This is a genomic window from Endozoicomonas sp. G2_2 (assembly GCF_017744135.1).
Classification (GTDB): domain Bacteria; phylum Pseudomonadota; class Gammaproteobacteria; order Nevskiales; family Salinisphaeraceae; genus Salinisphaera.
In genome coordinates this window covers 171022-181740 of sequence record NZ_JAGHQU010000002.1, presented here as the reverse complement: position 1 = coordinate 181740, position 10719 = coordinate 171022, and the positions used below count along the sequence as shown (strand labels likewise).

At 63.5% G+C, this 10719-nt stretch carries 12 protein-coding genes and 2 tRNA genes; 1 reads left to right on the top strand and 13 read right to left on the bottom strand.

Annotation, left to right across the window (positions count from 1 at the left end):
- Positions 1–353 precede the first annotated feature (353 nt).
- The 9 genes from J7355_RS03065 to J7355_RS03025 form a co-directional block, all read right to left on the bottom strand.
- A tRNA-Cys gene (locus J7355_RS03065) sits at positions 354–427 on the bottom strand.
- Between the two features lie 80 nt (positions 428–507).
- A tRNA-Gly gene (locus J7355_RS03060) sits at positions 508–582 on the bottom strand.
- A gap of 71 nt (positions 583–653) precedes the next feature.
- Positions 654–1205 carry a CDP-diacylglycerol--glycerol-3-phosphate 3-phosphatidyltransferase gene (gene pgsA / locus J7355_RS03055; RefSeq protein ID WP_209059847.1) on the bottom strand — a complete coding sequence of 184 codons (552 nt, stop codon included), beginning with the start codon at positions 1203–1205 and terminating at the stop codon, positions 654–656.
- Positions 1206–1248: 43 nt separating this feature from the next.
- On the bottom strand, positions 1249–3072 hold the full coding sequence (gene uvrC, locus J7355_RS03050) for an excinuclease ABC subunit UvrC (protein WP_209059845.1): 1824 nt from the start codon (positions 3070–3072) through the stop codon (positions 1249–1251).
- Positions 3073–3098: 26 nt separating this feature from the next.
- Entirely contained in the window at positions 3099–3719 is a 621-nt protein-coding gene (locus J7355_RS03045; protein ID WP_209059843.1) for a uracil-DNA glycosylase, read from the bottom strand.
- Positions 3720–3866: 147 nt separating this feature from the next.
- Positions 3867–4349, bottom strand: coding sequence for a ribonuclease E activity regulator RraA (rraA, locus tag J7355_RS03040; protein WP_209059839.1), 483 nt, complete (start codon positions 4347–4349; stop codon positions 3867–3869).
- A gap of 30 nt (positions 4350–4379) precedes the next feature.
- A complete protein-coding gene (locus J7355_RS03035; RefSeq protein WP_209059838.1) occupies positions 4380–4883 on the bottom strand; it encodes a disulfide bond formation protein B in 504 nt (167 codons plus the stop codon).
- A gap of 82 nt (positions 4884–4965) precedes the next feature.
- Positions 4966–6027, bottom strand: coding sequence for an NAD-dependent epimerase/dehydratase family protein (locus tag J7355_RS03030; protein WP_209059837.1), 1062 nt, complete (start codon positions 6025–6027; stop codon positions 4966–4968).
- A gap of 60 nt (positions 6028–6087) precedes the next feature.
- Positions 6088–7119 (bottom strand): DNA topoisomerase IB, encoded by a 1032-nt coding sequence (locus J7355_RS03025; protein WP_209059835.1) that lies wholly within the window; start codon positions 7117–7119, stop codon positions 6088–6090.
- A 207-nt stretch (positions 7120–7326) separates the two neighbouring features.
- On the opposite strand from J7355_RS03025, the gene mltF reads away from it, so the two are divergent.
- Positions 7327–8694 carry a membrane-bound lytic murein transglycosylase MltF gene (mltF, locus tag J7355_RS03020; protein ID WP_209059833.1) on the top strand — a complete coding sequence of 456 codons (1368 nt, stop codon included), beginning with the start codon at positions 7327–7329 and terminating at the stop codon, positions 8692–8694.
- A gap of 5 nt (positions 8695–8699) precedes the next feature.
- Here the strand turns inward: mltF and J7355_RS03015 are convergent, their stop codons facing one another.
- The 4 genes from J7355_RS03015 to J7355_RS03000 all read right to left on the bottom strand — a co-directional run bounded on the left by J7355_RS03015 (position 8700) and on the right by J7355_RS03000 (position 10697).
- The gene (locus tag J7355_RS03015) at positions 8700–9590 is read right to left on the bottom strand and encodes an alpha/beta hydrolase (protein ID WP_247739731.1); all 891 of its coding nucleotides are present in this window, start codon (positions 9588–9590) and stop codon (positions 8700–8702) included.
- 69 nt (positions 9591–9659) lie between these two features.
- Positions 9660–9866, bottom strand: coding sequence for a DUF2945 domain-containing protein (locus J7355_RS03010; protein WP_209059831.1), 207 nt, complete (start codon positions 9864–9866; stop codon positions 9660–9662).
- A gap of 67 nt (positions 9867–9933) precedes the next feature.
- Entirely contained in the window at positions 9934–10203 is a 270-nt protein-coding gene (locus tag J7355_RS03005) for a hypothetical protein (RefSeq protein WP_209059830.1), read from the bottom strand.
- Positions 10204–10205: 2 nt separating this feature from the next.
- Positions 10206–10697 carry a hypothetical protein gene (locus tag J7355_RS03000; RefSeq protein ID WP_209059829.1) on the bottom strand — a complete coding sequence of 164 codons (492 nt, stop codon included), beginning with the start codon at positions 10695–10697 and terminating at the stop codon, positions 10206–10208.
- Positions 10698–10719 lie beyond the last annotated feature (22 nt).

The window sequence follows — 10719 nt, the reverse complement described above, 5'->3', positions numbered from 1 at the left end:
GATGGTCACGCCGATCGATTGGATAGGGGATAGGCGTTTCTATCGAGGCATTTGAGCCGTTAAGGACAGTGTAAACAAATCTATAAAGCGTGCCATAAAAGACTCGGCGTGGCGCGTATTAAATTTAACACCCTCGTCGAAAGAGTGATACGCGCGTCTTCACCCGATTTTTGAATTGCTACGACTTACTTCACACCGTTTGTAGCATTCCCCGAGAGAGGCTGTCGCGGCATGCTATATATCCGCTGAGATGACTTTCAGCGCTTTGACTCGCCGCAGACGCGACTTTGCAGATCACGTCCTACCAGTACGTTAAACGTGCCATCGCTCTTGCGGCGCGAACGCAAATCAAATGGAGGCCAGGCCCGGAATCGAACCGAGGTACGCGGCTTTGCAGGCCGCTGCATCACCACTCTGCCACCTGGCCGGTCGCATACATCCGAAGAACCGGATGCCGATAAAGAAAAACCCCGACCGCCGGGCCGAGGTTTTTCGGCAATGTCTATTTGGAGCGGGAAACGAGATTCGAACTCGCGACCCCAACCTTGGCAAGGTTGTGCTCTACCACTGAGCTATTCCCGCGCCGTTGAGAGTGCGTATTCTAGGGCTAAACGAACGGGTGTCAACCCATATCGTGCAACGTTTTCGACAGGTCAGCGTTCCATGCTGAGCCGGGGCCACGCCTGGCGCAGATAGACGCCCATCGACCACAGCGTGAGCGCGGCGGCGATGACCAGCAGCACGACGCCGAGCAGATAGATTCCCGTGCGCTGCACGAGATCGAACAGCATCAGCGAAATGGCGGTCATCTGGATCGCGGTCTTGTACTTGCCGAGCGAGCCAACAGCGACGACACCGCGCTCGCCCAGCTCCGCCATCCACTCCCGAAGCGCCGATACGGTGAGCTCGCGCCCGACGATGATCGTGGCCGGCAGCGCAATGTAGTAATGCGGGTCGCGGTAGACGAGCATCACCAGCACCGCACAGACGATGAGCTTGTCGGCGACCGGGTCGAGAAAGGCGCCGAACGCCGAAGTCTGATTCCAGCGTCGGGCGAGATGGCCATCGAGCCAGTCGGTGGCGAGCGCGATGCCGAACAGCACCGCCGCCAGGATGTTGGCGCTGGGCAACGGCACGAACATCAGACCCACCACGAATGGGATGAGAATCAGACGAAACAGGGTCAGCCAGATGGGCAGGTTCAAGCGGGTCTCCTCGCGGTCCGGCTCGGATCGGATGGCACCGTCTTCAGGCCGTGTTATGAAAATAATCGTAAATCCGTTGTGCCATGGTCGCACTGATCCCTTCCACCCGGGCAAGTTCGGCCACGCCGGCACGGGCGATCTGCTTTGGGCCACCAAAGGTTTGCAGCAGTTTCTTGCGCCGTTTCGGGCCGAGTCCGTCGACCCCGTCGAGCATCGAACCCTGGCGCGCCTTGCCGCGCTGACCGCGATGGCCGGCGATGGCGAAACGGTGCGCCTCGTCGCGTATCTGCTGGATGAGATGCAGGCCCGGCGAGTCTGCCGGAAGTATAAGTGGCGACTTCTCGGCCGGCAAAAAGATCTGCTCCAGCCCCGGTTTGCGGGTTGAGCCCTTGGCGACGCCGATGATCTGCACACCCGTCACGCCCAGTTCGTCGAGCGCTTCGACCGCCACCGCGAGCTGGCCCTTGCCGCCGTCGATGAGCAACAGATCGGGCATGTTTTCCTCGCCCGCCTGCACGCGCTTGAAACGGCGTGTGAGGGCCTGACGCATGGCCGCGTAGTCGTCGCCGGGTTCGATGCCGTCGATATTGAAGCGCCGATACTTCGACTTGTTGGGCGTGCCGGCCTCGAACACCACACAGGACGCCACCGTGCGTTCGCCGGAGGTGTGGCTGATATCGAAACAGGCCATGTGCATGGGCGGCGCCGACAGGCCCAGCCCCTGCGCAAGCGACGATAGCCGTTTCTCCACCCCGGCACGGCTGGCCAGCTGCGCGGAAAGCGTCTGCGCCAGCGTGGCGCGCGTGTTGTCGAGCCAGCGTTTACGCTCGGCGCGCACGTTGGTCTTGAAGGCGACCTTGCGTTGCGCGCGACGGCCCAGGCTTTCCGCGAGCCACTTGTCGTCGGCCGGCAGCGGGTCGACGAGCAGCTCCGGCGGCGGCCGGCGTTCGAGATAATACTGGCTCATGAACGCGGCGGTGAGATCGCCCACATCGGTTCCCGGCGGCGCATGCGGAAAAAAGCTCCGGTGTCCGAGATTGATGCCGCCGCGCACCGTGACCACCACCACGGCGCCGATTCCGCCATCGATCGCGGCACAGACGATGTCGAAATCGCCCTGCCCGCCGACCTTCTGGCTCTGAGACTGCAGCCGACGCAGCGCCGCGATCTTCTCGCGCAGCCGCGCCGCGGTCTCGAAATCCAGCGCCTTGGCCGCCGCCTCCATCTCGCCGACCAGCCGGTCGATGAGCTTCTCGTTGCGGCCTTCGAGCAGTTCCACCGCATCCTTCACGTCGCGCGCATAGTCCGCCTTGTTGATGAAGCCGACACAGGGCGCCGTGCATCGCTTGATCTGGTACTGCAGGCAGGGCCGCGAGCGGTTCTCGAAGAAGCTGTCGCGACAGTTGCGCAGCTTGAACAGACGCATGAGCGTGTCCTGCGTCTGCTTGACCGCGCCGGAACTGGGGAACGGGCCGAAATAATGCCCTTTCCGCTTCTGAGCGCCGCGGTGATATACCACCCGCGGGTAGTCGTTATCGCCGGTGATCATGAGGTAGGGATAACTCTTGTCATCCCGCAGGTAGACGTTGTAACGCGGCCGGTGACGCTTGATCAGCGTGGATTCGAGCAGCAGCGCCTCGTCTTCCGTATGCGTGATCGTGACTTCGATATCCGCCACCTGGTCGAGCATGGCCTCGGTCTTGGCATTGCCCGACGCGCGCAGGAAATAGCTGGACACCCGCTTCTTCAGGTTCTTGGCCTTGCCGACATAGAGCACGTCGCCCTTGGCGTCGTACATGCGGTACACGCCGGGCGCCTGAGTCAGCTGACGCAAGTAGGTACGGGGATCGAAACCGGTATCGCTCATGCGCTCATGATGGCGACAAAGTCGGTTCAGGCAAGCCGATCGCGCGCGGCCGAGAACACATCGGCGAACATGGCAGCGGTCAGTCGCCGCGTGTTCGTGTTGTACCGGCTGCAGTGATAGGAGTCGATCAACGTCTGGCGCGCATTCAGCGCGTGCGCCGCGCCATGCCCGAATACATGCGCCTTCTGGCGCAGGCCAAAGGCACGAACCACAGCCTTATGCGCCACGCCGCCGAGGGCGACCAGTACCGTCGGCGTCTCGAGCTCCGTGGCGAGAAAGCGGTTGCAGGCGTTCACTTCCGCCGCGACAGGCTTGTTCTGCGGCGGCAGGCATTTGACCACGTTCGTGATCCGGCAATCGATCAACCGAAGCCCGTCCTCGGCCGATTCCGAGACCGGCGACGAGGCAAACCCAAAGTCATGCAGCGTCCGATAAAGCAGCCCGCCCGCGTGGTCGCCCGTGAACGGCCGCCCGGTCGCGTTTGCCCCATGCATGCCCGGCGCGAGCCCCACGACCAGCAGCCGCGCATCGGTGGGGCCGAATGCGGGCACGGGCCCCGCGTGATAATCGGGATGATCGACCCGCACCTGCCGACGCAGCGCGACGAGACGCGGGCAAAGCGCGCAATCCGTGGGCGGCTGGGTCACGGGTTCATGCCATTTCTGGCTTTAACTTTGTTTCGCAAATATCTGATAAATAGATTTATAAGTGATTCTTGGATTAGCGGCCTCGCAATAGAAAGCCCCGAGCGATCGGGATCGCTCGGGGCCGCGTAGACCTATCGTGGTGGCGGGCTAGAGTTCCAGTTCGGAAGCGCTCACCACCACACCGTCGAGATCGGCATAGATCCAGTCGCCGGGCATGAACGATACGCCCGCGAAGCGCACCGGGACGTCCCGCTCGCCCTGGTTTTTCTTGTTCGACTTCTTCGGATGCGTGTTCAGTGCTTTGACGGCCACACCCATCTGCGAGATCTCGGCAGAATCGCGAATGCAGCCGTATACGAGGATGCCGGCCCAGTCGTTGTCGATCGCGAGCTGGGCAAGATTGTCGCCCAGCAGTGCGCAACGATCGGAGGCGCCGCCGTCGACGACCAGCACCCGGCCTTCGCCCGGTTCTTCGAGCGCCTGGCGCACCAGCGAGTTGTCCTCGAAGCACTTCACCGTGCTGATCGGCCCGGCGAAATCGAGGGTGCCGCCGAAATCGGTGAAGATCGGTTCGGCGATCTGCAGTTTGTCGCTGAATTCGTCACAGAGGTCGGTTACGGGCGTGGTCATGGCTTGTCCTTTCTCGAAAGTTGATGAGCGTTATACAGCGGGCTTGCCAAGCGCGCGGCGGCCGAATACACCGGCCAGCGCACCGAAGGCCAGCAGCAGGAAATAGATGCCGGTCCATGCGGGCAGGCTGATGCCCAGGAAGGCGCCCTTGACTTCCGCACAGCTGGCGTCGCCGCGCAATACGGTGGACAGCACCTCCGTCAACGGCATCACGTCGACCAGGTAGTCCAGGCCGGGCCCACAGGCCGGCACCTGATCGGCCGGCAGATGCATCAACCACACATGGCGCGCGGCAATCGCCGCACCGATGACCGCGCTGAGTGCGGCAAGCGCCGAATACACGCGGCGCCCGGCCACGTCGGGGCCGTGCACGACGCCGATCAGGCAAAACAGCCCGACCCCGGCCATCGCGACACGCTGGAATATGCACAGCGGGCACGGATCCAGGCCCTGGCCATACTGCAGATAATAGGCAAACGCCAAGGCGCCCGCGGACGCGAGAAAGCCCGCGAGAAAATAGCTGCGTGTGGTCATGGCGCGATCATCCCATAGCGCCCCAGGCCGAACAATGCGCGGCGAACGCCGATGACGTCACGGGGCGCGGCGACGCGCTCATTCAATCGCGCCGACGCACCACGCCATCGTCGAGCATCTGCTGAAAGTGCTCGACCACGGTTTCGCGCGCCGGACGAAAGTCCATGGCGAGGTCACGTCGGGTATAGCTGTTATCGAAGGCGAGCGGATATCCGACATTGCGCGCCACGAACTTGCGCGCCAGCCCCTGGAACGGCCCGACCAGCCATAGCAGCGTCTTCGGCAGTTCACGGCGGGGAAACGGGTAGCGATCGCCGAAGGCGCGCCGCAGTGCGGCGCCCATATCGAGCATGCTGAGCGTTTCGCTACAGGTGATGTGACGGCCGCTCGCCTCGGGCTCGCTGGCCGCCTTGATATGCGCAAGGGCCACATCGCGCACGTCGACGATGCCGAAATACAGCTCCGGGGCGCCCATCTTGAGCGTGCCGTCGGCGAACTGTTTCATCGTCGCCAGACTCGTGGATGCACTGGCCTGGGTCAGCGACGGCCCGAGCACGAAGCCGGGGTTGATCGTGACCAGCTGCCAGCGCGCCTGTTGTTCGTTGATCTCCCACGCCCGGCGTTCTGCGCACACCTTGGAGTAATTGTAGGGCTGGTGATCGACGCTGCTGGTGGTATTCCAGTGCGCTTCGGTGAAGGCATCGACGCCCTCGTCGGCCATGTCCGCCGCGTCGCCGTAGATGGCCACCACGCTCGAGGTGAGTACCACACGCTTGACGCTTTCGACGCGGTTCACGGCGTTGAGCACGTTCTCGGTGCCCTTCAACGCCGGGTCGACCAGCTCCGCCTGCGGATCGTCGATACCGGATATGACAAATGGCGAAGCCGTATGAAACACCACCTCGCAGCCCTGCATCGGCGCGTCGAAGGCGTTTTCATCGAACAGGTCGGCGGCATGCAGCGTCAGCGTGCCGGGTGCGTCGGCCGCGATCGCTTCGAGATGTCCGACCTTTTTCTTGTTCGCCGGATCGCGAACCGTCGCATGGACATCGACGCCGTCCTCGAGGAGATATTTCACCAGCCAGGAAGCGACATAACCGTTGCCACCGGTCACCAGAACCGGCTTGCTCTTGTCCAATGTCATACGAACGCCGTCGAAAGAATTTGTACGCATACTATACAAAAGTCGTATACCGCCGCGGGTTCAGCGGCGCACGGCCTGTTCCACGCGGCTTTCCAGCAGTTTCATGACGGCCCGCTCCTGCCGGCCGGTCAGATCCCCTTCGGCCAGCTCGGCCTCGATCAGCGTCTGGAAATGGCTCAGCGTGCGCCCGTCCAGATAACTTTCGATCACGCGCGGATCGATATAGCTCGCCCGCGCAATGCTTGGCGTATTGCCCAGACGCTCGGCCACCCGCTCGACCACATCGCGCACGTTCTTTTCGCTCACCTTCTCGTCATCGCCGGGGCCGATCTCGTCCAGCGCCAGCGCGGCCAGCGACGTGCCCGCCCAGGTGCGAAAATCCTTGGCGCTGTACGCATCGCCCATGATTTCGTGGATGTAGTCGTTGAGGTCGCGGCTGTCGACGTCGACACGACGCCCGCGCTCGTCGTAGTACTTGAATATCTCGTAGCCGGGCCGGTCGTCGAGCTCGGCGACGATTCGCGCTAGTCGTTCATCCTCGACGACCCGGTGCTGAGCCTGCCCGCTCTTGCCGTTGTAATCGAAGATCAGGGCATCGCCTTCGATGGTGAGATGCTTCGAGCGCATGGTCGTCAGCCCGTACGCGTCGTTTTCACGCGCGTAGTGCTCGCTGCCGGGCCGGAAGTAGGCACCGTCGATCAGCCGAACCATGCAGGCCAGCACTTTCTCCCGGCACATCGTCTTGCGGCGCAGATGCTGGCCAGTGGCGCGTCGCATGGTCGACAGCTGCCGCGCGAACGCGAGTATGCGGTCGAACTTGGCCTGCTCGCGCGCCTCGCGCCAGGCGGCGTTGTAGACATACTGCTTGCGCCCCGCCGCGTCTCGCCCTGTCGCATGCACGCGGGCGTGCGGATCGAGCGAGATTTCCACGTCCTGCCAGGCCGGCGGCACCGCCAAAGACTTAATCCACGCGCGACGCTTGCGGTCGCGCAGCGTACGCCCGTCGGCATAGCGGTAGGTGAAGCCCTTGCCGTGACGGTGGCGCGTGACAACGGGCGCGCCTTCGGTCTGTTCGTCTTCGTTCTGGGCCATGACTGTCCGTTCGGTGCGTGTTGCCGCGGGTGAGATCAGCGCGCTTACGTGGCGCGTGGCGGTTGCGATGCGCGAGCGGGGACGGCGCGAAAGCATTGCCCAGCCTTGCGCCGCCGGCAATCCGGATATTTGCGCAGCCGGCCGCCCGCCGCATCCATCCCCGGGGCTTCTGCTAGGGTTCTAGCGAGGATTCGGCACGAGGGACATATGCACCGATTCATCACCCGCGCGCTGCTTGCGGGCTGTCTTGGGCTGCTTGCGGCGGCCTGTTCACAAAACGGCGCGGACAACGGCGATGCCGGCCAGCTCGAGCATATTCGCGAGACGGGCACGCTGCGTGTGGTCACCCGCAACGCACCGACCAGCTACTACCTGAACCGCCACAAGCAGGCCGCCGGCCCCGAACAGGCGCTCACCAGCGCGTTTGCCGCGCACCTGGGCGTCGACGTTCAATACATCGTCAAGGACTCGATTCGCGGCGTGCTGGCCGCGCTCGAAGCGGGCAAGGCCGATATGGCCGCCGCGGGCCTGACCGTCACCGAATCACGGCAGACGCGTTTTCGTTTCGCGGCGCCCTACCGGCAGGTCCGCCAGCAGGTGGTCTGCAACAAAAAGAGCGCCCGGCCCGAGAACGTGGCCGAACTCGACGGTGTGTCGCTGACCGTAATCGCGGACAGCAGCTACGCGGAGCGTCTGCAGGCCCTCAAGGCCGAGCATCCGGTCCTCACCTGGAAGGAAGACGAAAAGCGCGGTACCGAACAACTGTTGCATCGCGTGTGGGAGAACAAGCTCGACTGCACGGTGGCGGACACCAACATCGTCGATATCAACCGGCGCTATTACCCGCAGCTCGAAGTCATGTTCGATCTGCACGAGACCGAATCCCTGGCCTGGGCCCTGCCGAAAGGCGCCGAGGCGCTGGCAACACAGGCGTCCGACTGGCTGACAAGCAAGGCTGGAAAACAGGCACGCGCTGCAATCGAACGCCGCTACTACGCCTATCTGCCCGAGTTCGATTTCGTCGATCGCCGCGCGCTGGTGCGGCGAATCGATAGTGTGCTGCCCCGCTACGGCCCTCTGTTCGAGCGCGCCGGCGAACAGCATGCCCTGCCGCCGTTGCTGCTCGCCGCCCAGGCGTACCAGGAATCGAAATGGGACCCGAAGGCAAAAAGCCCGACCGGTGTGCGCGGGCTGATGATGCTCACCGGGCGGACCGCCAAGGCCATGGGTGTGGACAACCGGCTTGACCCGGCCCAGAGCGTGCGCGGCGGCGCGAAGTATCTGGATCGGATGCGTGCACGCATCGACGACGCGGTGCCGATGCCGGACCGGCTGTTCATGGCTCTCGCGGCCTACAACATCGGCCTGGCGCATCTGCGTGACGCACAGAAACTGGCCAGGCGACTCGGCAAGAACGCGAAATCCTGGGCCGATCTCAAGAGCGTGCTGCCGTTACTGGCCGACAAGCGCTACTACCCGTCGCTGAAATACGGCTATGCCCGCGGTACCGAGCCGGTGCGTTATATCCACCGTATCCGCGACTACGAGGACGTGATTCGCCGCCACGCCGAGTAGCCACGCTAGTCGGCGATATCGAGAAACGACTGCAATTCGGCGTAGAGCGCGTCGGGCGCTTCCTCGGGCACGAAATGGCCACAGTCCAGTGCGCGGCCTTCCACCCGCTGCGCATAGTCGCGCCAGACCGAAAGCACGTCGTAAGTCTTGTGCACAAAACCGTGCGCGCCCCAGAGCACGAGCAGCGGGCATTCGATACGCTGACCCTGCGCACGATCGGCGCGGTCGTGGGCCAGATCGATGCCGGCGGTCGCGCGGTAGTCTTCACAGGTTGCGTGGATACAGGCCGGATCGCGAAAACACCGTTCGTATTCGGCCACCGCAGCCGCGTCGAAACGTGCGTTCGGCGCGGCCCAGCGGGCCAGTTTCTCGTTGAGGAAATACGCCGGGTCGGCGCCGATCATGCGCTCCGGCAGGCCGTCCGGCTGGATCAGAAAGAACCAGTGGTAGTAGCCATTGGCGAAATGCCGGTCCGCGGTTTCGAACATATGCAGCGTAGGCGCGATATCCAGCACGCACAGCCTCGAAAGTGCATGCGGATAATCGAGCGCCAGCCGGTGGCCGACCCGTGCACCGCGATCGTGGCCGACCATATCGAACCGGGCATGACCGAAATGACGCATAAGCGCCACGCAGTCACGCGCCATCGCGCGTTTGCTGTAGGCGGCGTGATCCGCACCGCCCGACGGCTTGTCGCTGTCGCCATAACCGCGCAGATCCGGACAGATCACGTGAAAATGCTGCGCGAGACGCCCCGCCAGTCGATGCCACATCACATGCGTCTGCGGGTACCCGTGCAGCAGCAAGACAGGCGGCCCGCTACCGCCGTGTGCCACATGCAACGTCACCTCGCCCGTATCGACTGCAGTGCTGTCGAAGTCGTCCGGCATCGGCATCGGTCACTCCCTATCGGTCAACACGGCGGAGTGTAGCCTGCGGTCAGCGCATGCGGTCTTCGCCGCGGCTCAATCCAGCTCGGACGCCAGCTTGAGGACCTGGTCGCCGTCATCCTGTTCGATCAGGTAGGCCGGGTTGTCCTCGCTGCCTTCGCGCACGATCTCGGACCCCTTGAGCGTCTTGCTCACCCGTGTCTTGTAGATCTGCGTGATTCGGCCCTCGGCCGTGCCCTGCCCCCAGTTCCAGCGAACCGTGTCGCCTATCGAACGCGCCATACGTGAATCCTGTTGTCGTGAAAGAAGAACAGCTTACGCCGGGTTGCAGGCATCGGTTGCCCGGCAGCTAATCGTTGCTGCGCAACTTGAACCACTTCAATGCGCCGGGCGCCATCCCGCGAAACTTGGGATGCGCCGAAAGCGGTGCCACAAGCAGGCCGTCCGGCAGGCACAGATCACGCACGGCATGGTAGAGCTCGGACCGGCTCAGCCGCGTATGCACGGCAAACAGGTCGTCACGCAGCCGTACGGCATCGAAGTTTGCCTGCAGCGCCCGCTCATCGGCGCCATCGGCGAACACGAGAAAGAAGCGCAGCGTATCTTGCGACACGGTCATCCTTATTTGTCCGGCAAGGCCAACCAGTGCGCCCAGGGCGTATCCCGGCCCGGCCAGGCGGCATGCGTGAAGCACCAGCGATCGGCAATCCAGGAATGCAGCGCATCGTCGAGCCGGGATTCCAGCCCCGTGGCCAGTTCGCTGTCGCGCACCCAGAAGAACACCTGCGCGTCGTAGCCCTGCTTTGGCGACGGCTCGACGTAGGCACAGCCGAGGCAGCGGGTCTCGTCCGGCGTCATCACCGTATACGCAAAGGACTGGCGGATCTGGAACTCCTTCTGATGCCATCCGAGATCGATCAGGTCCTGCTCCAGCGACAGATCCGGCGCAGGCCAGCCGTGGCCGGGACCGAAAAGATCCAGCAGCCGCGCCTGGCTGGTCATCACGGCGTCGTAGTCCTTGACCACGTCGTTGATCGTCAGCGGGCGCAACACGAAGCCATCGCCCGCGAGGCGTTCCGGTACGTCGAAATCATCGGGGACGAAAGCGGTCATGGCATTGTCTGTGTAGCGTGAA

Excerpts from the sequence above, each read along its gene's own strand:
- J7355_RS03015 (WP_247739731.1), bottom strand. The coding sequence starts at position 9,590 with ATGCCGATGCCGGACGACTTCGACAGCACTGCAGTCGATACGGGCGAG.
- mltF (WP_209059833.1), top strand. The coding sequence starts at position 7,327 with ATGCACCGATTCATCACCCGCGCGCTGCTTGCGGGCTGTCTTGGGCTG.
- rraA (WP_209059839.1), bottom strand. The coding sequence starts at position 4,349 with ATGACCACGCCCGTAACCGACCTCTGTGACGAATTCAGCGACAAACTG.
- J7355_RS03025 (WP_209059835.1), bottom strand. The coding sequence starts at position 7,119 with ATGGCCCAGAACGAAGACGAACAGACCGAAGGCGCGCCCGTTGTCACG.
- uvrC (WP_209059845.1), bottom strand. The coding sequence starts at position 3,072 with ATGAGCGATACCGGTTTCGATCCCCGTACCTACTTGCGTCAGCTGACT.
- J7355_RS03010 (WP_209059831.1), bottom strand. The coding sequence starts at position 9,866 with ATGGCGCGTTCGATAGGCGACACGGTTCGCTGGAACTGGGGGCAGGGC.
- J7355_RS03030 (WP_209059837.1), bottom strand. The coding sequence starts at position 6,027 with ATGACATTGGACAAGAGCAAGCCGGTTCTGGTGACCGGTGGCAACGGT.
- J7355_RS03005 (WP_209059830.1), bottom strand. The coding sequence starts at position 10,203 with ATGACCGTGTCGCAAGATACGCTGCGCTTCTTTCTCGTGTTCGCCGAT.
- J7355_RS03000 (WP_209059829.1), bottom strand. The coding sequence starts at position 10,697 with ATGACCGCTTTCGTCCCCGATGATTTCGACGTACCGGAACGCCTCGCG.
- J7355_RS03035 (WP_209059838.1), bottom strand. The coding sequence starts at position 4,883 with ATGACCACACGCAGCTATTTTCTCGCGGGCTTTCTCGCGTCCGCGGGC.